This is a genomic window from Hyunsoonleella sp. J2K-J805 (assembly GCF_057167125.1).
Genome location: NZ_CM169901.1, coordinates 1,111,193 through 1,134,902, shown reverse-complemented (window position 1 = coordinate 1,134,902; position 23,710 = coordinate 1,111,193). Strand labels below are relative to the sequence as shown.

General features: G+C 31.8%; 15 protein-coding genes. 11 read left to right on the top strand and 4 right to left on the bottom strand.

What is annotated here, in order from left to right; all coding sequences use genetic code 11:
* The first annotated feature begins 310 nt into the window (after positions 1 to 310).
* From AC1B0Z_RS04965 to AC1B0Z_RS04935, 7 genes are all read left to right on the top strand, one after another.
* Positions 311 to 1,810 carry a TolB family protein gene (locus tag AC1B0Z_RS04965; RefSeq protein ID WP_483794450.1) on the top strand — a complete coding sequence of 500 codons (1,500 nt, stop codon included), beginning with the start codon at positions 311 to 313 and terminating at the stop codon, positions 1,808 to 1,810.
* A gap of 1,171 nt (positions 1,811 to 2,981) precedes the next feature.
* Entirely contained in the window at positions 2,982 to 5,297 is a 2,316-nt protein-coding gene (locus AC1B0Z_RS04960; RefSeq protein ID WP_483794449.1) for a PHP domain-containing protein, read from the top strand.
* Positions 5,298 to 5,345: 48 nt separating this feature from the next.
* Entirely contained in the window at positions 5,346 to 5,555 is a 210-nt protein-coding gene (locus AC1B0Z_RS04955; protein ID WP_483794448.1) for a hypothetical protein, read from the top strand.
* Between the two features lie 253 nt (positions 5,556 to 5,808).
* Positions 5,809 to 8,469 (top strand): ATP-binding protein, encoded by a 2,661-nt coding sequence (locus AC1B0Z_RS04950; protein WP_483794447.1) that lies wholly within the window; start codon positions 5,809 to 5,811, stop codon positions 8,467 to 8,469.
* Complete coding sequence (locus AC1B0Z_RS04945; RefSeq protein ID WP_483794446.1) at positions 8,469 to 9,263, top strand: hypothetical protein; 795 nt, start codon at positions 8,469 to 8,471, stop codon at positions 9,261 to 9,263. The genes AC1B0Z_RS04950 and AC1B0Z_RS04945 overlap by 1 nt, the downstream gene beginning before the upstream one ends.
* The gene (locus AC1B0Z_RS04940; RefSeq protein ID WP_483794445.1) at positions 9,256 to 10,467 is read left to right on the top strand and encodes a hypothetical protein; all 1,212 of its coding nucleotides are present in this window, start codon (positions 9,256 to 9,258) and stop codon (positions 10,465 to 10,467) included. Before AC1B0Z_RS04945 ends, AC1B0Z_RS04940 begins: the two co-directional genes overlap by 8 nt.
* Positions 10,454 to 10,981 carry a condensin complex protein MksE gene (locus AC1B0Z_RS04935; RefSeq protein WP_483794443.1) on the top strand — a complete coding sequence of 176 codons (528 nt, stop codon included), beginning with the start codon at positions 10,454 to 10,456 and terminating at the stop codon, positions 10,979 to 10,981. The genes AC1B0Z_RS04940 and AC1B0Z_RS04935 overlap by 14 nt, the downstream gene beginning before the upstream one ends.
* Before the next feature lie 101 nt (positions 10,982 to 11,082).
* Here the strand turns inward: AC1B0Z_RS04935 and AC1B0Z_RS04930 are convergent, their stop codons facing one another.
* Entirely contained in the window at positions 11,083 to 13,125 is a 2,043-nt protein-coding gene (locus AC1B0Z_RS04930) for a tetratricopeptide repeat protein (protein ID WP_483794441.1), read from the bottom strand.
* A 157-nt stretch (positions 13,126 to 13,282) separates the two neighbouring features.
* On the opposite strand from AC1B0Z_RS04930, the gene AC1B0Z_RS04925 reads away from it, so the two are divergent.
* The 4 genes from AC1B0Z_RS04925 to AC1B0Z_RS04910 all read left to right on the top strand — a co-directional run bounded on the left by AC1B0Z_RS04925 (position 13,283) and on the right by AC1B0Z_RS04910 (position 17,912).
* On the top strand, positions 13,283 to 13,561 hold the full coding sequence (locus AC1B0Z_RS04925; RefSeq protein ID WP_483794440.1) for an STAS domain-containing protein: 279 nt from the start codon (positions 13,283 to 13,285) through the stop codon (positions 13,559 to 13,561).
* A 40-nt stretch (positions 13,562 to 13,601) separates the two neighbouring features.
* Positions 13,602 to 14,849, top strand: coding sequence for an oligosaccharide flippase family protein (locus AC1B0Z_RS04920; protein WP_483794438.1), 1,248 nt, complete (start codon positions 13,602 to 13,604; stop codon positions 14,847 to 14,849).
* Between the two features lie 70 nt (positions 14,850 to 14,919).
* Positions 14,920 to 15,873 carry a Fic family protein gene (locus tag AC1B0Z_RS04915; protein ID WP_483794437.1) on the top strand — a complete coding sequence of 318 codons (954 nt, stop codon included), beginning with the start codon at positions 14,920 to 14,922 and terminating at the stop codon, positions 15,871 to 15,873.
* A gap of 821 nt (positions 15,874 to 16,694) precedes the next feature.
* The gene (locus tag AC1B0Z_RS04910) at positions 16,695 to 17,912 is read left to right on the top strand and encodes a glycosyltransferase (RefSeq protein ID WP_483794436.1); all 1,218 of its coding nucleotides are present in this window, start codon (positions 16,695 to 16,697) and stop codon (positions 17,910 to 17,912) included.
* On the opposite strand, the gene AC1B0Z_RS04905 is transcribed toward AC1B0Z_RS04910, so the two are convergent.
* Genes AC1B0Z_RS04905 through AC1B0Z_RS04895 form a run of 3 tightly spaced genes read right to left on the bottom strand, consistent with a single transcriptional unit; the run spans position 17,902 to position 23,710 of the window.
* Positions 17,902 to 19,419: a cellulase family glycosylhydrolase gene (locus AC1B0Z_RS04905; protein ID WP_483794435.1), complete on the bottom strand. Its 1,518-nt coding sequence runs from the start codon at positions 19,417 to 19,419 to the stop codon at positions 17,902 to 17,904. The two genes, AC1B0Z_RS04910 and AC1B0Z_RS04905, sit on opposite strands and share 11 nt — an antisense overlap.
* Positions 19,416 to 20,618: a hypothetical protein gene (locus AC1B0Z_RS04900; RefSeq protein WP_483794434.1), complete on the bottom strand. Its 1,203-nt coding sequence runs from the start codon at positions 20,616 to 20,618 to the stop codon at positions 19,416 to 19,418. The genes AC1B0Z_RS04905 and AC1B0Z_RS04900 overlap by 4 nt, the downstream gene beginning before the upstream one ends.
* Complete coding sequence (locus AC1B0Z_RS04895) at positions 20,618 to 23,710, bottom strand: hypothetical protein (protein ID WP_483794433.1); 3,093 nt, start codon at positions 23,708 to 23,710, stop codon at positions 20,618 to 20,620. The genes AC1B0Z_RS04900 and AC1B0Z_RS04895 overlap by 1 nt, the downstream gene beginning before the upstream one ends.

Sequence of the window (23,710 nt, the reverse complement as noted above, 5' to 3'; positions counted from 1 at the left end):
ACATGAGGTACGATTGAGAGATCACATAAGAGTAAGCAAGGGTTGTTGCCAAAATAATACGATTTCTCACATAAGTTTAAAATGACTAGGAATGTCAAATCGAGATACGTTAGTCATATCAACTTTTCGACTCCGCTCAAGATAAACTTTAGGAGACATTACCCCAGAACATCCTTACTGAATAAAGACTGCATAATATTAATTTATAGAAATACGCAACTGCGTATTAAACCTAAATGTATAATGCAACAGTTTAAGAATAATTATTATACTTTTAAGCAACTGTAATTTTGTAATTAAAAAGGTTTTTATGAAAATAGTATTATATGTAGCGTGTCTTATAACATCAATCACATTAACTCAAGCACAAACAAATTTAGGCGTATTTAGTAACCATCTAGATGTTGGAAACCCAGAGCATAGTGGATTTGCTCATTATAATACCGATAATCAAACGTATACAGTAGGAGGAAGCGGTACAAATATGTGGGCAGATACCGATCAGTTTCATTACTTATGGTCTACCATACAAGGCGATTTTATTTTAAGAGCAGAAGTTGCATTTTTAGGTAAAGGTGTAGATCCGCACCGTAAAGTAGGTTGGGTAGTAAAAAACGATTTAGATCATAATACGCCACATGTTAATGCAGCACTACATGGCGATGGCCTTACAGCATTACAATACCGTAAAACCACTAATGGTGCAACCGAAGAAATAGTCTCTAAAGATAGCTTACCAGACGTTATTCAATTAGAACGTAAAGGAAATACATTTATCATGTCTACCGCCAAATTTGGTAAACCTTTTACCCAAGTGCAATTGGAAGACATGCCACTAAAAAATCAAGTATATGTAGGTTTGGCAGTGTGTTCTCATAATCCAAACATCACAGAAACCGCAATGTTTAGAAATGTTAGAATTATCACCCCTGCAGAACAGGACTTTAAGCCTTATCAAGATTATATTGGGAGCCATCTGGAGCTAATGGAGGTTGCCACGGGGCACAGAAAAATAATTCACAGTACCAAGCATTCCATACAAGCGCCTAATTGGACTACGGATGGCACACAATTAATTTATAATTCCGAGGGGCGTCTTTTTAATTATAATTTAAACCACAAGCGCATTACACCTTTAAATACTGGTGCAGCAATTAATAATAATAACGACCACATATTGTCTTTTGATGGAAAATTATTAGGTATTAGCCACCATAACCCTGAAGATAATTATACATCAACGCTTTACTATTTGCCCACAACGGGCAGTTCCAATCCTGTAGTGGTTACAAAACCAGGTGCAGGAGCATCTTATTTGCATGGGTGGTCTCCAGATAATAAAAAAATGATTTTTACAGGAGAGCGTAACGGGCAATTCGATATTTATGCTATTGATGTAGCCACACGAAAAGAAACACAGTTAACCAACAGAAAAACATTGGATGATGGCTCAGAATACAGTCCAGACGGTAAATACATTTTCTTCAATTCTGTACGTACAGGAACGATGCAATTATGGCGTATGGATGCTGACGGCAAAAACAAAAAGCAGCTTACTTTTGATGGCTATAACGATTGGTTTCCCCATGTAAGTCCTAATAAAAAGTGGATTGTTTTTATTTCCTTTCCTAAGGATATGGATCCCACTACCCATCCATTTTACAAACATTGTTTATTGCGTATTATGCCTTACGAAGGCGGCACTCCAAAAGTTATTGGGTACATCTATGGTGGGCAAGGTTCAATAAATGTACCGAGTTGGTCGCCAGATAGTAAGTATATTGCTTTTGTTAGTAATTCTAAATTGTAGTATTATAATGGTTGTGAAGTAGTTTCGAAATGACAAGGAATGTCAAATCAAGACACGTTAGTCATGTCGACATGAGGCACGATTGAGACATCACATAAGAGTAAGCAAGGGTTGTTGCTAAAACAATGCGATTTCTCACATAAGTTCGAAATGACTAGAAATGTCAAATCAAGACATGTTAGTCATGTCGACATGAGGCACGATTGAGACATCACATAAGAGTAAGCAGGGGTTATTGCCAAAATAATACGATTTCTCACATAGTTCGAAATGACTAGCAATGTTAAATCAAGACACGTTAGTCATGTCGAAATGAGGCACGATTGAGACATCCCATAAGAGTAAGCAAGGGTTGTTGCTAAAACAATGCGATTTCTCACATAAGTTCGAAATGACTAGAAATGTCAAATCAAGACATGTTAGTCATGTCGACATGAGGCACGATTGAGACATCACATAAGAGTAAGCAGGGGTTATTGCCAAAATAATACGATTTCTCACATAGTTCGAAATGACTAGCAATGTTAAATCAAGACACGTTAGTCATGTCGAAATGAGGCACGATTGAGACATCCCATAAGAGTAAGCAAGGGTTGTTGCCAAAATAATACGATTTCTCACATAAGTTCGAAATGACTAGGAATATTAAATCTAGACACGTCAGTCATGTCGACATGAGGTACGATTGAGGCATCACACAGGAGTAAGCAGGGGCTATTGTCAAAACAATGCGATTTCTCACATAAGTTCGAAATGACTAAGCAACATAAATCAAATAGCGTTATTCATGTCGACTTTTAGACTCCGCTCAAAATAAACTTTAGGAGGCATCACACACCAACTTTTGTTTTGTCATTCCTGCGCAGGCAGGAATCCACTAATACAACAAGTAACTTTAATCTAAAGTACTGTAATTTACAAGAAAACAAATGATACCACTGTTCCCGATAGCTATGGCGACTAACACGGTCTTTGATTAAATATTTAGAGACTATAATTAAGTAAGAAAACTATAGGTTTTTAAAGTGTTATTTAGTACTTTTCTGTCAGATAAAAAACAGTATAAAATGTGGATGTTTCTAAATGGCATGCAGAAATAGAGGTATTGCCAGATAAGAGTTTTATAGGTAAATAAGTTAGCCACAAGCAAAACAAAATTAATGAAAATCAAATGAATCCAGTATTTCTTGACCTACATATACATACTTCTGACGACCCTAACAATCTGAATCCAGATTACGATTTACAATTGTTAGTGGGCAATATAAATAAATACACTAATGATTCTACATTTTTAATTTCAATTACTGACCACAATACCATTAACAAAACAGTATACCTGAAAGCAAAAGATTTAGGGATAAATATATTGGTTGGAGTTGAACTTCATATAAAAAATTATAGTACCTGTCCACCTTATCACTGTCATATTTATTTCAATTTAAATGAGATTAATAGTAAAACCATTGATGATTTGAACAGTAAATTAGATGAGTTATACCCAAACAAAGTAGTTCAAAAAGACGACGAGAATATTCCATCAATTGAAACTGTCATAAACACCTTTGATTTGTATGAGTTTTTGCTTTTACCACACGGAGGACAATCTCATTCAACATTTGACAAATCAATTCCTGATGGAGTTAGATTTGATAGTACGATGGAAAGAAGCATTTATTATAATCAGTTTGATGGATTTACTGCAAGAGGGAATTCTGGATTGGAAAGAACACAGGAATATTTCAAAAAGCTTGGTATTAATGAATTTGTGAATTTAATGACTTGTACGGATAATTATAACCCAAATCAATATCCAAACGCAAAATCATCACAAGCAAAACCTTTCGTACCTACTTGGATGTTTTCACTACCAACCTTTAACGGTTTAAGATTGTCTCTTTCAGAATCATCCAGATTAGCCTATTCAGAACAAAAACCAAAGAACTGGTCAGAAAGCATAAGAACAATAAAACTTTCCAAACCAAATATTGAAATAGATGTAGAATTGACATCAGGGTTGAATGTTGTAATTGGAGGTTCTTCAAGTGGAAAAACCCTATTGGTTGATTCCATAAACAACAAAATCTATAATGACTTTTCAAAAAGTAATTATGGGCATTTTGAGGTGGAAAAAATAATTATTGAGAATCCTTCAGGTTTGCATCCGCATTATATATCTCAAAACTATATTATGAGTATTGTCAACGAAACTACGGACGACAATCTTGGTAATATTGATATTATTAAAAAAGTTTTTCCTGGTGATGATACGATACGTGAAAAAGTAGATGCAGGTCTTTTAAAATTAAAATTGGACTTAAAAGATTTAGTCAAATGCGTTAAAATAATTGAAGACGAAGACAAAAATTTAAAAAAAATACCAATCCTTTCAAGGTTAGTTAATAAACAAGATGTTCAAAAAAACATCATATCGAATCTTTTACCTTCACAAGAAATTATAGACAAAACTGAATATCCACAACATCAGTACGAGCAACACTTATTAATCTTGGACGAGATTGAAAACCTTCTAACAGTTAATCCTTTCATTGAACATAATGAAGATTTGGTAGCTAATCTAAAAGAAGAGCTTGAAAAGGCTTTCAATGTTTCTAAATTCGAAAACAAAACAAGAAAATTAATTCAACAATCTAAATTAGCATATGACGAGCATTTAAAAGCATCAAACGAAGAAGAACAGTCTAAAAAACAACATTTTGACACACTAATTACAAGTATTAAAAATTACTTTAAAGCCTATTCACAATTCAAAAAGATTATTGAGAAAATTTCTGAATACGCAATTCGATGCGATTCAGAAGTAATTGAATCTATGGGACACAAACTATATATCCAAAATGATTTTAGTTTAACCAAAGAAAAATTTCTCGATGTGATTAATTTTTATTTAAAAACTGATAAGAAAGTTATTGACTTTACTCAATTAACACCTGAAAACTTATTTTTTGAAAATTTCAAACAACAGTCGCCTAAAGTTCACAGTTATGATGATTTTGAAATTAAAGTCAATAAAAAATTTGAAGACCTGAATAAGAAAAAATATAAAATTGAAACGGCTGATGGAAGAGATTTTGATAATTTGAGTGCTGGTTGGAAAACATCTGTAATACTCGATATTATTTTAGGTTATGATGGAGATATCGCACCAATTATAATTGACCAGCCAGAAGATAATTTAGCTACAAATTACATTAATAAAGGGCTAGTAAAAGCGATAAAAAAGATTAAGCCAAAAAAGCAAGTTATTTTGGTTTCTCACAACGCCACAATTCCAATGCTAGCAGATGCTCAAAACATTATTTTATGTCAAAATATAGATAATAAAATAAGTATTGTATCCAGTCGATTAGAAGGTCAAATAGATGATAAAAACGTCCTTGATTTCATAGCAGAAATTACGGATGGTGGTAAACCTTCAATTAAAAAACGAGTAAAAAAATACAACCTAAAACATTTTACAGAATAAATGAAACTATATTTTTCAAAAGACGACCAAGATGAGATAGTTGTTAAAATGTCAACATCTACTATTCAAGAAGATTTTTCGTATGTTGAAATGATTAAAAATCTATTAAATAATAATGAATTCGATGAGACTGAATTCAGTGACGACTTTTCAGATGATGAAAAATCAAGAATCCAAACAATGTTAAGTTCAATCAATGAATCTATAGCATCTGAAAATTTAGGAGAAAGTGAGACGTCAGAAAATGCCATTGACTAAAAATGTATAAAAAATAATAGCACTTTAATCTCTAAAACAAAACTAAATAATAATAAAAAGAGGGCAGTGTTTAACCGAAAAGTTAGTGCATAAACCAGTTGCTTTTCGTATATGAGACCTTTTTAAGTAATGCCAAATAATGCTGAAATTGAAAATTTGAATTAGAAAAGCGAAATTCATAAACAGAATATTTGGTTCTTTCCCAACTCTCAAAAAACTATATATTGAAAACGAATAAATTGACCTAAATTAAATGCTTAAAAGATTAATAATATTAAACTCTGACATCTATTCAAAAGCAGATATCGAACTTGATGATTGTAATTCCCTTCAAATTGTTGGGCCAAACAACATCGGAAAAAGTACGCTGATTTACGCTCTAAACTATCTATTTATAATTGATGGACGTGAAATGACCTTTAGTGGAAATAGAATTGGAGACAAAACTACTTTTAACCATTATTTTCCTTCAGTAAATTCTAGTTTTATAATCTTTGAAATTTTCAAAAACCGTTACTACTCTATTCTAGTAAAGAAAAATGCCGAAGGTAATCTAGACTACTATAAAATTGACAGCGAATACAAAGAAGAACTGTTTTTTACAGAAACAAATAACGGACAAAAAATAAGGAAATTCGATTCACTACTATCTGAACTTACAACAAATGGAATTGAACATAAAAAGTTTACTAAACGTTCAGAGGTTTTTAATTTTGTATATCAAAAAGGAAAAAGAAACAACGGAGTTGTTTGGCTAAATCAAAACGTAAATCAAGATGGACGTGGAATTAGCAATAATTTTTCTAAAATCTACAAATACTTAATAAACTCAAAATTAATCAATAACAATTCACTTAAAGAATCTTTAATTATAGCAGATAATAAAGAAAATGAGAGTGTGTCTTTTTCAAAGAAAAACCAAAAAGACATTCAGACTTTATTAAGGCATAATCGAGATATAAAAGTAATCAAAAGTATACAACGAAGCTTTACTGATTTCAAGGAATTGGTAAATCAATACAAAGGAAAAAGTGCAATTTTGTCTGAATTAATTTTTGCATTTGACCAACAATATTCTTCACTTTATTCTGAGTTGGGAACTTCTGTTTCTAAAATGAAAACAGAAAGAGATAAAAACCGGACTTATTTAAATGAAACCCTAAATCCAAGAAAGGACAGATTGAACCAAGAATTGGGTAAAATAAAAACCCAATTGGAGCAGAAACAGAAAGATATTGACAAAAAAGATGAACTGATAAAAGAAGTTAAGTCGTTTGAGGGTTTGCAATTTTTGGAACAATCTTTTGAAAATTTGGATACTGAAAGAAAAACAATAGAAAGTCAAATAACTCAAATAGAGCATCAAAATCTAAGCAGTAAAGATGTTGAGAGCAAGATTGAAAAACTCAAATCTCAAATTGATAAACTCACAAAACAAGTTGAGAGCTATTCAAATCAATTGATTCATCAGATTTCAGATAATCAAGAGAACAAAGAATTACTAAATAGAATTCTGTCAACAGAGATAACTAGTTTGCCATCAGAAAATATTTCTTCAAAAATCAATTATATAGAGAGCTTGATGAAACTTTTTGATGGAGCAATAGAATTACCTAATTACTTGAAAGGAAAATCAATAGATTCGATTGAAGATTTAAAAAAACGAGTAAAGGAATTTGAGAAAGAAAAGATTTATAATGAAAAATTACTACCAATTGTTAAAGATTTAGAAAAGCATCAAAAAGATTTAGAAGAAATAAAGAAAAAAATTAAAAATGTATCCAATAAAATTGAGAAGCTAAATAAGCTACCAACTTTAGAGAAGGAACTAGAAATATTAAGAGCTGAATTCAGTAAGCTACTAGAAGAACAAGAGAAATCTACAAGTGATATTAAACTTCTTGAGGAAGAAATAAGAAAGCTAGTTGAGTCTATAAGGCAAGACGATAGAGAAATTACTACAAAAGAAAATCGAATCAAAGAAATCCAAACTTGGAAAGTAGAACTTGAGCAACTTGGAATTAAACCTATCGAATATCAATCAACGGATTCACTTGATAATATCTATAAAAATCTTAAAAGAAACTTTGAAGAGAGAAGAGAAATCAAACTCAAAAAAGATAGTTTATTTGAACGGTTAAAGCTTAAAACAGAAACATCTTTTGCAAGTGAAACTGATTTCATAAAACACATTGATTCTGAATTAGTAACATTGGAAGACAAACAAAAGGCAATTGATGGTTTGCTTAAAAATATATCAACCCAATTTGCAAATCCTTGTCGTACAATTTATTCAAGATTTGAAGAATTTAACTCATTTATTACAAATCAATTCAATTCAAAAATTAAGAAAATAAAAATCTCTGATATTGATACCTTAAAAATTGAAATTGTAGAAAACGAGAAACTCATAAAGGACTTAAATAAAATCATTCAGATTAGAGATTTAACGTCAGAACTAATTTTTGATGACCAGTCAGAAAATCTAAACACACTTAATAAATATTTAGATAATCAAACCACAATTACATTTAATGATTTATTTGATATTAAACTTCACTTACATAAGAAAGGACAACACAAAGTTGTTGACCTAAAAAATCAAATTGAATCTGATGGAACAGATAAAATGATTCGGTTGGTACTAATTATGTCTATTATTAATCAAATAGTTGTAAAAGATGATGAAAACAAAATTGTACTTTTTGTTGATGAAATTGGAACTATTGATGAAGCAAACAGAATTGAAATATTGAACTTCTGCAAAGAACACAATTTTATACCGATTTCAGCTGCACCACTTCATCCTTATGATGGTTTTGATAAATACTATCTCGTCAGAAGAAACAAAGGTAAAATCGTAGTTAGTGAGAAGAACGGAAACGTGATATTAAGAAAACCGATTGAAGCATAATGAAAGAAGTTGACTTTAACACATATAGACTATTATATGAATCAAAATCGATTTCAAAATCGTCAATTCCTAGAAGCGTTTTAAAGTCTGATGTTTTTGAAAACTTGCTTCGTGCGGAAATTTTAGAATCATTAAAACTTGGTAGAGGTTTTAAAATTATAGTTTCTAAAGAAGAAGAATTTGAAAAGTTTTTTAAAACATCTTTTCCAGAACAAAACGTTAGCAAAAGCAAATCAGGGAATATTAAAAAATACAGAAACTCAAAAGCAACAAAAATTGACAATAACCCAATTTTCTTGTTAAGAGGTTTTAATCCTGTTCAAATAAACAATCAACTTGTAGATATAAAAAAAAAGACTCTTGATTTTGGTTTATTTTCTGTAGTTCCAAATTCAATTATTGCTGATAATATCTGTTTTGTAGAAAATTTAGAAACTTTTTTAAATGCAGAAAAACTATTAGGCAAAAAGTATTTGTATCTACATAAATATGGTAGAATCGGAAAAGAATCGATTTCAATGATTAGAGCTAAGGAAGTTTTAGTTTTTGTCGACTTTGACTTTAATGGACTTGATGAATATTTAAGAATAAAAGAGGTATTTACTAATGCTAAATTGTATTTACCATCCAACTACAATGAACTTTTCGATAAACATTCTGCTTCATTAAAAGGGAACAAAGCAAAAATGAGCATTCCGGTAAAAAACTCAAAAGATGCAATCGTTATTCAAATTAGAGAACAAGTTGCTCGCACAAATAGATTTTTAGAACAAGAAATTTTAATTAATGTTTAAGTCAGAACCAAAAACCATATTACAATTTTTGGCAACTCATTTTGACTTGCTAAGGCAACTCTTTGACATCCAAGTTAAGAATGAAATTATCTTAAAAAGTCAAGTTTCTGATGCACTTAAAGAATTTGGAAGTGATATTGAGAATCAGCTTTTTGAACACAAATTACTTGTGGAACAAAATGATGATTATTTAATTAACGAACCATATTTCGTTTTGTTTGAGTTTATTCTTCAACAATTCAAACCTTTACTTCCAGAAGAGATTGAAAAATTTGGGCAATCTATTAGAACTTTGTTCTTAAATATAAAAGAAGACATCAATCAAGATAAAAACATTTTGTTGGATAGGATTGAAGCTTTGGCAAACGAGATTAAGAAATTTTCAAATGCAGTAGCAAATAACACAATAAGTCTTTTAAATGAGTCTAGAGAACTAAAAGCAAATACTCGAAAAATAGAATATCAAGAGAAAGTACAAAAAGCGAGATATTTAATAGATTATTATATCATTCCTTTAAACACAATTTTAGATATAAATCATTCTCAATCCATTTATAATGAACTGCTAAGTATTTCTCAATTTTCAAATAACAAACGCTTTGATTATACAGATGAAAGCATTAGAAGACAGTTTGAAAAACTCTATAATCTGTTAAGACAAGTAGTGAAAGATATTAGCAAACAGTCTTCTATCTTAAGCAATGAACTTTTACCTCTTATAGATAGAATTAGAACAGAAAGTGAATATTTACAAGGTTTTCATTTATACTTAACAAATGGAAATTGTTATAAAGGAATTAAACCACCAGAGCTTTTCAATACAACAAGAGATAATCTATATAATCCGTTTATTTACGAAAATACAAAAGAGTATTTTGACCAATTTAAAAATGAAGAAGACGTATTTATTGAAGAAGAAACTGATATTGTAGAACAATGGATTTTCAACAAAAGTGAATACAAATCTCAACTCAATTCAAAACTTCCAGTAGATGACTTTTTTAGTTGGTGTAAAACAGCATTTGAAAATGAAAACAAGAATTTTGATTTTGACAACTATTTTATGGTTACCAGTCTAATATTTGAAGAAGATTATGAAGTACAGCAAGACAAAGAGAACCGAAATATTTCTTTTAAAACAGAACAAGGAGAGCTAATAATGCCAAAACTAAAAATCACTAAAAAAGAAAATGTATCCGAATAAACACAAACAAATAGTTACATCTTTAATGGATGGAAGATTTATAACCATTGACGAATCTTATTTTGATATCGTAAAGGAGAATCAAGATTTCTATGCTGAGTTTTTTGATAAATCTTTTGGTTTTGAATTAAAGAATACACAAGAGTTTTATTATATAATTTCAGAAGAAACAAATGAAAATACTTCTCGTGATATAAGCATATTTTTCTCAATATTTTGCTATGAACTAGACAAAGACGGAAAGAATTTTATGGATGAATTAGGGTTTTCGGACTTTCACATTGAGGAAATAATCGACTACATCAAAAACAGTTCTTGGAGTGATATTGTAAAATCAAATAAGCAGTTAAATGATGTAGATAGTATAAAAAGGTTAGTTGGTTCTACAATGGTAAAAAGGAACATAGCTGTTAAACATTCAGATGACAACTATTCATTTACAAAAGCATATAAATTATTCATTGATTTTGCACGTGAATTGATAAAATCTGAACCGAATAATGCCAAGATATAAGATATGTACATTTGCAATTTGCTAAAGCAAACACACAAGCCAAAACAGCAAGAAATTATGCTTTTGGCGATGATTTAAGCAATTGATTTTTACAAGCTAAATTACTTACCCAACCACCACTTAAACCTAACCCCAACTTCAGTAAACGTAAACCCCGCCGCAGTAGCCGAAGCAATATTACTTCTTGTGCCATACAGGTTTAATAAAGCACGTTCAGAGAATTTATAACCCAATTTTCCTTGTACGCGGTAGGTGCTTTGTTTAGCATCATCTTCAATAAACTGGTAACCTGTGGCCGCAGTCAGTTCGTAAAACCACGCTTTAGGTTTGGTAATGGTTTCATCTTTTATCAAATTAATAAATACCTCGCCGGCATTAAAACGCTCTGGGCTAAAATAAATACTAGGTACTTGGTCTTTAAATGTAATATACTGGTAGTTTAGTCCAGCCTTTAAACTTGGTTTTGCTAAAATGTTATAGTACAGCGAGGTAAACAATAAGTTTCTTGCGTTATTATCACTTTGTGTGGTGTAATAGTATTGCGTAAACCAGCCTAAATTAAAGTTGGTACTCAGGCTATAATTGGCGTAAAAGTTATTCATCACAATTTCACGATCTAATAAATCGGCATTAAAATTTTGCACATCCCTCTGGTAACCAACATCCAAAACCTGTAACTTAAATGGTTTAATCTGTAAAGACACATCGGCTAAAAATTGTGTAAAATCATCTGTATCTGCTTTTGCTGAGGTAATACCCGCAGTTCCCTTAAGCGTCATATTTGGTAACAACTGATACGCTAAGCCCAAACTAAAATTATTGGAGGATGCTTTGGCATCGGTTACCATATTGCTGGTGTTTCTATACCCATAACCAGCTAACCATTTAAATTTGGTAGAGGTTGGGTATTCCAAATTCGCTTGAAACATATAGGCTTCGTTATCGCCATTATCAAAACTGTAGGATGCCTTAGTTTCTAAAGACGGCGTAAATTGGGTGTTTAAGGTTTTAATAAACTGTGTGGCATCTTTTTGATTCTCATAAAACTTCAAGGTATTGTTCGCCGAGGTAAGCGCATCATCATATTTGCCTAAAGCTTTAAGCGTATTGGCTTTTCCTAAGTTACCATCAAAAGAGGTGCTGTCGTTTGCTAAAATCTGATTGTAATCGGCTAAACTTTTCTTAAAGTCGCTCTTATAAATATTTAAAGTCGCTCTTAAGGCTAATACCCAATTTTTATTGGGGTGTTGCTGTACTAACTTAGTAATTAACTGTTTCGCTTGTTTAAACTTTTTATTCCAAATTAAAGCTTGTGCATAACGTTCTGTTGTAGATTTTACCTGTACTTCATAAGTGGTGTCTGTGATGCTTAAAAAAGCCTGCTCGCTAAGTTTTAAAGCCTCTTTTTCTTTACCATTTAAATGTTGTGCTAAGGCTAAACCGTTTAATGCGATACGTTTGTTATCTGGATTTTGTGCGAGTATGTTATAAGTTTCAGTAGCTTTATCTAGCTCACCCATAATTAAATACAGATTTGCTAAATTCAGCAAGGTGTCTTTATCATTTTCAAACAAACCTAAGTTTTCTTTTAAAAGACGTTCTGCTTCCTCATAGTTTTGTGCTTGCTGATTTTGATAAGCGTATCCTAAATACATGTACTTTTTAGAGGTTAATGCATTTGGGTTTCCTGGAGAGACTTCCAATGCTTTATTCACATACGTTAAAGCATCTTTAAATAACTTAAGGTTAGATAAGGTATTGGCATACCCTAAAAGCGCAGAAAAACTTTGACTGTCTTCTTTTATTAAAGTTTCATAGTAAGGTTTAGCGGATGCAAAGTCCTTATTCCAAAGTAAGCTTTCCGCATAATTCAATTTAACTTCAAAATCGTTTGGGTATTGATTTAGTAAGTTGGTAAATAGTTGTACCGCAGTTTTAGAATCGCCAGATAGACCAACGGCTCTACCATAACATAGTTTAGCGGTTTTGTTATCAGGGTAATCGTCTAAAACTGTTTTAAAGAAGGTAACAGCCTCTGTATATTTTCCAGTTTCTAAGTAGGTAAATCCTTGTTGCATGTTTTGACTAAAGCCAAATGAAATAGCAAATAATAAGGTGAAACTTAAGTGTTTTAAAGTACGCATTACTTGGGTTTTTTTGTGATACTGCAAGTTAAGGACAAAAGGTGTTTCATTCATCTACAGCAACTTGCCACTCACCGAAATTTGACCGCCTTCCGTTGAATGTTGAAGCATCTTTGTGTCAGAAATCAATGAAAACAATAATTAAAACCTAGAAATTATGGCACTTAAAATTAAAGAAAACAACGGAACTTTTTTTATAGAAGGTATGATTAATGCTTCAACGGTGAAGCAATTTAAAAACCATGTAGAATTCTTATTATTTTATACCAAAGGGGTAACCCTTAATATAGATGAGGTAACCGAAATTGATACAAATGGCATGCATGCGTTAAGAGACTTGTACACAACAGCTCTTATAGAAAATAAGTCTTTTTACATTATCGGAAATGGCTGCAAGGAGATATTTCAAGATTTTGAAAGTCAGATAGCTGCATAACCCATTTCCCAAATTCACAAATCACAAAAATTTTTCAATCATGCAACTGATAGCATCCCTAAAATCAAAAAAAATTACGCCAGAACAACTATTTATGTTAAGTGTTCTGGCCGTAAATGGCGGTAATTATTTGTATAATTTAATTCTTGGTCGGTTATTGGGTCCTGCAGCTTTTGCAGACGCCGCTGTACTCATTACATTTTTGTTGGTATTGAGTTTCGCAGCAATGACCTTTCAGTTGGTAACCGCAAAATTCTCAGTGCTTTTTGAGCATCAATTATTTGAAAGTTTCATTGCAAAAGTCTATCAAAATGCATTTGCGGTAGGGTTGTTTTTTGGAATCGCTATCGTGGTGTTTGCACCAACATTACAAGAGATATTTAATACATCATCATCCACCATGTTTGTGGTGTTTGGGTGCGGTGTACCTATTTACTTTTTAATGAGCGTAAATAGAGGCGTTTTTCAAGGAAAAAAAGCCTTTAAATTGCTTTCCATAACCTATCAAACAGAGATGTGGAGTAGGTTGCTCATCACCTTGCTTTTAATACTGGTATTGGATATAAAATCACCTGTAATTATTGCTGTAGGTATTTTGGCATCTTTCGCTTTTGGACTAATACCATTTAAGTCGTCCAATATTAGTTTTAAACGTCAAGTAATTCCTCAAACACAGAAGAAAGCTATTAGAAGTTTCTTTGTAATTACGGCCTTTTACGAACTCACACAGATCATCATTAACAACAGTGATATCCTTTTAGTAAAGCACTATTTTGAATCGTATGAAGCGGGATTATACGCATCCTTAGCTTTAATAGGGCGTATTGTATATTTTATTGCTTGGATGTTTGTTATGTTACTTTTACCAACGGTAGTACAATTGAAAAAAGAAGGAAAAGCAACTTCTGGTATACTATTTAAATATATTGGTTACATCGCTGGTATATCACTTTCAATTGTTGTGGTGTGTTTTAGTTTTCCAGAACTCATCATTCAACTTTTATTTGGAGACAGCTACATTGCTATGGCACCATTACTTTATAAATATGCTATTGCTACATCTTTGTTCGCTATCTCAAACATTTTTGCATATTACTATTTGTCTTTAGATAAATATATTCCGGTAATTATTTCAGGAATATTCGGTATGCTTCAGGTAGCATTAGTTATAGGGTATCATGATAGTTTAAACCAGGTAGTTCACATGCAAATCGTAGCCATGGCGCAGCTTTTGGTGATTCAAATTGTGTTTTTTAGGCTTGATGGTAAAAGGAGTTCATCCCAATAAAACTCAGATTTAGTACATAATTTAGACTAAATGATTGTATATTTGATAGCATCAAATGATAGTATCAATAATGAAGCCACCTTACGAAATAACACCTTCAATTTTAAAATTAATTACTTCTATTTCTGAGAAAATAGGAGAGGTAAATGCAAACTTATTAAACAGACCTTCACCTAAATTACGAAAACAGAATAGAATTAAGACCATTCATTCTTCATTAAAAATAGAAGGGAATACACTTACAGAAACGCAAATAACAGCGCTTCTTGAAAACAGAAGAGTTGTTGGTCCTAAAAAAGACGTTCTTGAGGTTTTGAACGCTATTAAAATCTATGAAAATCTAGAACACTACAATCCTTCAAACGAAAAGTCATTTTTAAAAGCGCATAGACATTTGATGGAAGGGCTTATTGAAAGCTCTGGCACATACAGAAAGCAAAGTGTCGGCATTGTAAAAGGTTCTAAAGTTGAGCATTTGGCACCACCTTTTGAAAATGTACCGCACTTAATGAAAGACCTTTTTAAATATTTAAAAACCTCTGATGACATTGAATTAATTAAAAGTTGTGTGTTCCATTATGAAATGGAATTTATTCATCCTTTTTTGGATGGCAATGGGCGAATGGGACGATTATGGCAAACATTAATTTTAATGGAAAAATATCCCATCTTTGAGTTTTTACCTTTTGAAACTTTAATTAGCAACGACCAAGATAAATATTATAAAGCCTTGGCTGTAAGTGATAAATCTGGACAATCAACTACGTTTATCCAATATATGTTAAGCATAATTGACGCTTCAATAAGTGACTTATTAAATTTTAATAGTAGAACCTTAAATGAGAAGGACAGATTAGAATATTATGTGTCTTTAAATAAAACTGAATTTACTAGAAAAGATTACATGACTATTTTTAAAGCCATTTCAACTGCAACGGCAAGTAGAGATTTAAAAAAAGGAGTTGAGCTAGGTTTGTTTGAAAAAATAGGAGAAAAAAACAAAACAAGCTATCAATTAAAATAAGAGGGTACAGCGTTATATAAAAAGAATAACGGTTTGATCACTAAAACAAAAATGAAATTGATAAACCTTATGGATAATTTGATTTCTCCTAGCATCAGAAATGACTAGGAATGTTAAATTAAGGTAGGTTAGTCATGTCGACATGAGGCACGATTGAGACATCACATAAGAATAAGCGTGAATACTCTCAAGGATTAAATAAATAGTGTGATTTCTCTTAGCGTCGAAATGACAAGGAGTTTCTAATAAAGCGTACGAGTCATGTCGACGAAAGGAGACATTACTTAAGAGTGAGCAAGCATTGATTAAAAAAATAATGTGATTTCTCATATACATTCGAAATGACTAAAGTATATTCAATAAAAAGTCGTTAGTCATGTCGATATGAGGCACGATTGTGATATCATATAAGAGTAAGCACGAAGACTTTATAAGGATTAAATAAATAATGTGATTTCTCCTAGCGTCGAAATGACTAGGGATACTAAATTAATATACGTTATTCATGTCGATATGAGGCACGATTGTGATATCATATAAGAGTAAGCACGAAGACTTTATAAGGATTAAATAAATAATGTGATTTCTCCTAGCGTCGAAATGACTAGGGATACTAAATTAATATACGTTAGTCATGTCGACATGAGGTACGATTGAGACATCACATCACTTTGTCTAAATATATCTAAAACAGGCTTAATCTAAAGTAAATTACCATTCGTCTACAGTAATTTTCCATCTACCTAAATACACCATAAATATCTTGTAATACGCTGCATCTTTGTAGTGTAAATCACAAATAACATAAAACTCAAATCATTATGAAATTAGCAATCGTTACAGCATATCCGCCAAGTAAAGTTACTTTAAACGAATATGCATATCATTTAGTAAAACACTTCAGACAAAACCAAAATATCACAGAATTAGTTTTACTTACTGATACTACTGAAGGACAAAAAGACATCAATTTTACAGAAGATGGATGTAAAATTACAGTAAAAGAATGTTGGACATTTAATAGCTATTTAAACATTGTAAATGTTACCAAAGCTATTAATCAAGTGAAACCAGATGCAGTTCTATTTAACCTGCAGTTTATCAAGTTTGGCGATAAAAAAATCGCAGCAGCTTTAGGTTTAATGTTGCCATTGGTGTGTAAATTAAAAAAGATTCCAAACATTGTATTACTTCATAACATCATGGAAGAAGTAGATTTAGGAAGTGCAGGATTTACGAGTAACAAAATCATGCAAAAGATCTACGGATTCATTGGAAGTACCTTAACACGATTGATTTTACAAGCCGATACAGTTGCAGTGACTATGCAAAAGTATGTTGATATTTTAAGTAAAAAATATAATGCTGATAATGTAAAATTAATACCTCACGGGACTTTTGAAATTCTTGAAGAACCAAGTTATGATACACCTTTAGAACCTTTTAAAATAATGACTTTTGGAAAGTTTGGGACGTATAAGAAAGTAGAAGGAATGATTGAAGCTGTAGAAATGCTAAGAGAAGTTTCTGACTTAAATATGGAAATAGTCATTGCAGGAACTGATAACCCAAATACTCCTGGGTATTTAGAAAGCGTACAAAAACACTATAGCCATGTTAAAGGTTTAACATTTACCGGTTATGTTGCTGAAGAAGATGTGCCAAAGATTTTTAAAGAAAGTGCTGTTGTGGTATTTCCATACACATCAACTACTGGAAGTTCTGGTGTGTTACACCAAGCGGGTAGCTACGGTAAAGCAGTAGTGATGCCAGATTTAGGAGATTTAGCATTATTAGTACAAGATGAAGGCTATAGAGGTGAGTTTTTTGAACCAACAAGTGCAAGTAGTTTAGCTGTTGCATTACAGAACATATTGGAAGATAATGCGTATCGCGTATCACTTGAAAAAGCAAATTATAAAGCGGCTACGGCGTATCCCATGTCTAGAATTGCAGAGATGTATATCAATACTTTTGAAACGATAATTGATAAAAAATCTTTAGTAAAAACGGTACAATCTCAAGAAGTTATTCTTTAGAAATATATTTAAAAGCAGGCTTAGTCTCTCCGTTTTGGTCGATAAAACCAAAATATCCTTGAGCCTGTTTTCTCCAAGGAAGTCGTCCAACGACTTCCTTTGGTATTTCTGTAAAGTCGTAAAGGGTCCAGTTCATAAACTGGATATTGTTTTTAGCAAATAGTGTTTGCGCTTTCTTATGATAGCTGGCTTGATCCTCTTCATTGTTACCAAAAGGTCGCCACAAACCACGGTAAGAAGATAGCCCAAATTCTGAAATTATAACAGGTTTGTCTGGAATATTAGTTTTTAATGTATTGTATTCGGTTTCTAATGTATCTAAATCTTCATAATAGTGAAAGGATACAAAATCGACTTTGTCTTTTAAGATAGTAGCACTTTCGGTATTAGACCACCCTATAGTTACAGGGTGTTCTGGATCTGTAGCTTTTACTAAGTGTATCATTTTTTCTAACCAAGCTAAAACTAAGGCTTTTGTTCTTGATTCAAAATCTAAATTAGGTTCATTTTTAATATCCCAAGCTAAAAGGGCAGGATGATTTTTTAAGGCGTTTACAATAGTTTCAGCATGATGCTGATTTAGCGACCAGTTTAAAACAGAGTAATCACCATAAAAATCAAATAGTGTTACAATTACTTTTAAGTTTTCAGTTTCAGCTATATCTAATACAGTTTTGAGCTTATTTAGTTTTTCAGGTTTTACCTGCGCTTGTCCAAAATCTTCATAAGGCACAAAAATTCTAATGGTGTTTAAACCAGCTTCTTTTATAATTTTGAAATCTTTTGCAATAGTTCTTCTGTCAAATTTATTTCCATACATATCCCAAGGTGAGGATTGGGGATAATAATTAATACCCTTAATTTTTGAAACTTTAGTTTGGCCTGGAATACATTCGTTTTTGTAATCTTTACTTTGTTCTTTTATGATATGCCTAATACGCCAAAAGCCATCTTCCAAAAGAAAAATTATTTTGTAATTAGATGCTTCGGTAGTTTCAAGTATCAGGTTGTTGTTGTCAAAAACACGTTTAAATTCAATAACATTTTTGTCTGTAACTACTGCTAATTGCCCGTCTTCACTAAAAAAATCAAGAGTGAGGTGATGCGCCAAAGTGGTGCCTTCAATAGAAATATTATTTGATTTGTTTTGTGCTATAAGCGCAGCAATATTTTTACGTGCACTTTTAGTATAATAATCTTCAATTCCAGCTAAAGTATTGGTTTTGTAAGCTACATGTTTTACATACCAAGCGTCGAGATAATCGGTTTCAATAGATTTTAAAGTCTGTAAATCCATTGGTCGTCCTTCATTTTGTAAAGGTGCCCATTCTAATTTTGGTAGATACTGCTCTATTTTTTTAATTTCGGTATGGAGCATGGTGCTTCTGTCTGCACCAGTATTTAAATAACTATACAAACTACCAATACCAAATAAAACAAAGGCTATAATAGCGATGTAAGACAGCATTAAAACACTACGTAGTATATGTTTGTTAGTCCCTGTCATAGTTTAATGTTTGTATATGTTTTTTCTATGCCAGCAGTTTCAATTTTTAATGTATAGCTTTTGCTTGGGAAGTTATTGGTATCTAATTTAAAAGTGGCATAACCTTCAAAAGCACTTTTAGTAAGTGTATTTAATTTTTTGTTATTTTGAAAAATAGAAACTGATACCTCTAACCCATCAGGAACCATTTGATTCATAAAACTTTTTAAAGGCCCTATAGTCAACGTTCTATTATCTTCTGAAAATACAACGTTAAAATCTGTGATGATGGGTTTGAATACTAATTCGATCGCGTTACTTTCTGCCATACCCTCTATAATGGCTTTAACCAACCATTTATCTTCATAACTTGGATGAATTATTTTAGCACTTGCAATACCATTAATTGTTGTACCAGAAGTTTTTAAAATATGATTTTTGGCATTAGTTATAAAAAATTCAACATACGTACCATCGCTTACCACATTTTGATATTTGTCTTGGATAATTGATGTTGTAAACGTGGTAATTTGATTACCATCAGCATAATCATGATGTCTGCTATACGAAATACTAAAATCTGTTGGTATTGCTGGTAATACATTAACCGTAAATTCTTTAGAATTCAATCCCAGATGTTCTGAGGACACTAATATTCTACCTGTTTTAGTGTTTGAATATATGTTTTTATATGCAATTCTATTTTTTACTAGAATAACTTCGTTGTTCTGATTTTCTAAAAATTGATGTTTAACATTAAGCGCTGTATTATCAGCTAAAGGGTTGTCTAAACTATCTGTTGGGATAACCACTAGCATAGAATAATCTGTTCCACCAGCTTGAATACTTGGTGGGCCTAAATAGGTTTCTAAAGATGTTGCCTGTTGCTTAGCTATAATAGTGAATGAACCAGAAAGTGAATTGTTTTTTAATAATTTCCAATTTACAACTCCAGTTTTATTACTTATAGATTGTGGGATTTGATAATTTAAAACTCCTGATACTATTTTAGGTTTAATTATGGTAGAACCATAACTATTACTTACATATAAATTAGGTGTTTCGTTGTTATTACTTGAAAACTCTAAAGTAATAGATTGACCAGCTTTAAATGTAGTAACCTTGGTAAGCAGCTTTAAGTCTCCATTGCTTGCATAGGTAGCTATTGAGAGTAAAACCATCAATCCAGATAAAAGTAAATATGTAAGTTTCAATTTCATTAAAGAGGATTTCCTATATAAGTGTTTAATTCAATTTTAATAAAGCTATAGTTTTTGTTTTTAATGGGTTGCAAAAAGTTATGTGCTTGGTTTTTAATTCTATCAGGTACCACTTTGTTAGAAATAGATTCGTTTGGTAAACCGTTTACAAAACAGTTTTTCATATCTTCATTTATAACCTTTATGGTGTCACTTTTAATAATATGATAATTGAATGCTTGTTGACGTTGTTGCCTGATGCCTTCTGGGATAAATTGATGATCTACCCAAAGGATGTTTTTATTTGCATCATAATACGTAAATAGTAATTGTGGAATAGTTACCTCCTCCAAACCAGAATTGAATAGTTTTCCAGAAATGCTTTCTTCAGATATATCTAAATCACTCAATGTGGTGTCTTTATATAAATCTGACCCCGAAACGTTTCCTGCTATTTGTAAGTTGAATTTAGTTGGTTGCTCTTTAAATTCTACAGGAGTAAACTCATCAGGATTAAAGGTTTTAGGAATAGAATCTTGGGTTTTAGACCAGGCAATACCTTCAAAATTAATTTTAAAGGAACTCACTTCCTTGGGCAATAATTTGTGCTTTACATGATATTTAGCGTTGTAAGTCGCTAATTCTTTATTAGTATCATTATAAAGTGTGCCTTTTAAGACTACATCGGCAGGTACATTATCTATATTTTGAACTTCTCCAATTAATGCATAACTACCATTATGTTTTACCAGTTTAGCTGAAAGAATTTCTAAAACTGGCTGTTTTAAAACATCTTCGTGGTGGGTTTGTTCGGTTGTAATGCGACGCCTACCTTGATTAAAATATTTAGTAACATTTCCTGAATATAATTGGTCTGGAGGTAAGTCCAAATCAATATCCTCTGGGTTTACATACCATTTACCTTTTAGTTTGGTTAATGTTTTATAATCGGTTTTGTTTATTTTTTCTAAAGGCGTAATCCAATTAGTGTTCACTTTTACAGTAGCTAGAGTATCCGTTTTTGATATTATTACAGTTTCAATAGCGTCTAATTTAGCATAAGAACTTAACAAACCATCAGTTACCGATATCTCTAACATATATTGTGCAATTGATAAATTACTATTTGGGTTAATTAAGCTATGTGCGGTTTCAAATTCTTTAAAATCTAAGGCATCATAATAAGCTAATAAGGCATTTTCAGGAGAATGGTGTGAGTCATTTTTTATATAGAAGAAGTACATACCATAACATACAATTATGGCAAGAATAGCAGACCAAACATGAGTTATTCTTAAAATACCTCTTGAGAATTTAGTATAGTTGCTTTTAATGTTTAAAAATTCTGGAATAGTTGTGGTTTTAGTTTTAAGTGCATGTACCCAAAGCATTTGAATATTTAAAATAAACGCAATAATAACCGTTAAAAAAGGCATAATACCCCATAATATTTTTAGCCATGTACTAACATCGTCTTTAGGCAAAATAGATGATAGAGGAGGTACGTTAAGCTTCTCCCAGACTTGAATTCCATTTTCTAGTTGTCGTAGGCGCTGCCATCCGCAGAAATACAGAATAGGGTCGTAAAACTTATCGTTAGAAAAAATATACTTAAAATTATATTTTTCAGGAGCAGTTAAAAACTGTTGTAGCGAACCAATACCCTCAACACCTTTAAACTTTGAATTTTCTAAACGTTCTATGGGGCGGGTAGTTAATTCTGGTAATCGTCTTGCAGAGTGGTAATTACCATCTACACTCATAGCATTTGTTTGTGCAGATAACCACGCCATTTGATCGCCAAACCCTAAAGTCATATACCGCCATTGGTCATGCTGATCTTGATTCAAGAAATTGATAATGGGTAACATTTTTATTTTCTGAGGTTGCGATGGTCTAAAATAGCTCAGACTCATTGTAAAAATGGTCATAAATAAAAATAGGCCAGCGAGTAATCCACCAATTAATCGGTGGTATATGGCTCCAAATTGTTCTTGGATGAGCTGTTTTAAATCGCCTTCAACAAAACGATATACAAACTCTCCAAAAAGCGGTAATGACATAATTGATGCCCAAAGTGTAAATCGGTCTAAGGTTAAAATATTAAATGCAGTTTCCCCTAAAAATAATTTAGGGATAGGGGTTGTGCCTCCGGTTCCTAAAATTGTTAAAATGGTTATGGATAATCCAAAAAATAAATAACGCTTGCTATAGTATCTATAAAATATATAAGGCAACAGAATTAATAAAATTCCCCAAGGAATTAAAAAGAACACCAATCCTGATGAGGTCACTTCTAAAAAATTATCGCGCGATCCATGAGGGATTGGAACTTGCGTAATGGGGTTGTTTTTAGAGTTTATCCAATAGGGTAAAATACAGGTGATGATAATAACTAAGGATAACATTCCAAAGGCAACAATACGCTTAAAAAGTTTAAAAAAACTATTAAGAAATACTTTAAATGAAACGGCTTTCATGCTACCCGTTTTCTCTTTGGAAACATCCATAATTACCATACCAATCAATGGGAAAATAAAGAATACCATCCCAAAGATGGGTGTTACATGGTGTGAGGTAACCGTAACTGCTATTAGAGATAAGCAGGTACATAAGTATCGAAGCTTACCAGTTTTAAGCCATAAATATATTTCTGGTAGTGCATGCATTAAAATAGAAATACCTATAATACTTGGTAACTGCCCAAATACATGTAAAGTTTCTACAAAAGAGGACGATAAAACTGCCAAAATAGAAGCGTAACCCGCTACGGTACGGTTTCCAGTAATTAATAACGAAAATCGGTAAACACCAGTGATAAAAAGTACTATACTTATTAAAGCTACAGTAAACATCCCAAACTTAAGGCCACCAATTGCGGAAAGTGCTGCGATAGATTGATGTACCAACGGCGGATAACTCATTACAGTAAACCCAGTGTACCATTTATAATTCCAAGGCTCAAACCAACTATTTGCATAATGATCTGCAAAAAATAAGTGGATGAGCGCATCGTAGGTGGTTTCTAATGTAAAAAATATAGATGTGCCATGAAATGCAATACCTATAAGTAATGCTACAATTAAGTATTTATTTGATTTGGTTCGGTTCAA